This is a genomic window from Acerihabitans sp. TG2 (assembly GCF_035013185.1).
Lineage (GTDB): Bacteria > Pseudomonadota > Gammaproteobacteria > Enterobacterales > Enterobacteriaceae > Acerihabitans.
The window spans coordinates 1-1,213 of the sequence record NZ_JAYGJO010000089.1 but is presented as its reverse complement, the minus strand read 5'-3'; the positions used below and the strand labels follow the sequence as shown (position 1 = coordinate 1,213).

The window sequence follows — 1,213 nt, the reverse complement described above, 5'->3', positions numbered from 1 at the left end:
CCCCTCTGGTTAATCCATCGCCAGGCTAGTAATGTTTATCATTGAACGATGAGGACATTACCCATGAAAAAGCGTTTCTCTGAAGAACAGATCATTGGCATCCTGCGCGAAGCTGAGGCCGGCATGACAGCTAAGGAGTTGTGCCGTAAGCATAATATCTCCGATGCGACGTTTTATACCTGGCGGAAGAAGTTTGGCGGTCTCGAAGTCTCCGAGGTCAAGCGTCTCAAGGCGCTTGAAGATGAAAATGCACGTTTGAAAAAATTGTTGGCTGAAACCATGCTAGACAAGGAGGCCCTGCAGGCAGCGCTTGGGGTAAAGTATTAACGCTGTCTCACAAGCGCAATGCGGTTGCACAGATGTGCCAGCAATCAGGTATTTCAGAACGTCGAGCCTGCCATCTTGCCGGGCTTTCCAGAGCGACTTGTCGTTATCGCTCTCTTCGGGCACAACGAGATGAAGCGCTGTCGGAACAGATAAAAGCGCTGGCGCACGAGCGCCGACGCTTTGGTTACCGTCGTATTTGGCAACTGCTGCGACGCGATGGCGTCGAAGTGAATCATAAAAAAGTCTACCGTATTTATCATGAAAATGGATTATCTATTCACCGGCGAAAGCGCCGTAAAGGGCTGTCCGTGGAGCGTCAACCTCTTGTTCGGCCCAGTGCTCCAAACATGACCTGGTCGATGGATTTTGTCATGGACGCTCTCGCCGGTGGCAGAAGGATAAAATGCCTGACCTGCGTGGATGATTTCACCAAAGAGAGCCTCGATATAGCTGTTGCGCACGGGATCTCTGGCGAACAGGTGACGCGGATACTCGATAATGTGGCGTTATTCAGGGGTTATCCTAAAGCGATACGCACCGATCAAGGGCCAGAGTTTACCGGCCATGCGCTGGATCAATGGGCTCATTCTCATGGCATTGAGTTAAAACTTATCCAGCCGGGGAAACCGACACAAAATGGTTTTATCGAAAGTTTTAACGGGCGTTTTAGGGATGAATGCCTGAATGAACATTGGTTCAAGGATCTTGATCAGGCACGCAAGATCATCAGCGACTGGCGACAGGATTATAACGAGCGAAGGCCACATTCTGCTCTTAATTACCTGACGCCGTTGGAATTCGCTGCAAACTATCGCAGTAGTAAAAATGGTACAGATCAAAACGATGTTACTAGTTAAGTGTTGGCTTAATTACTGGGGGCAGGTCA

Annotated in this window: 1 protein-coding gene; it reads left to right on the top strand. The window is 49.5% G+C overall.

Annotated elements, in window-relative coordinates:
- Positions 1 to 63: 63 nt before the first annotated feature.
- Positions 64 to 1,184, top strand: a protein-coding gene (locus SJI19_RS24635) for an IS3 family transposase (RefSeq protein ID WP_323480866.1) whose coding sequence is annotated in 2 segments (ribosomal slippage) — positions 64 to 316 and positions 316 to 1,184 — 1,122 coding nt in all. Because the reading frame shifts where the segments join, the coding sequence is not laid out codon by codon here.
- Positions 1,185 to 1,213 lie beyond the last annotated feature (29 nt).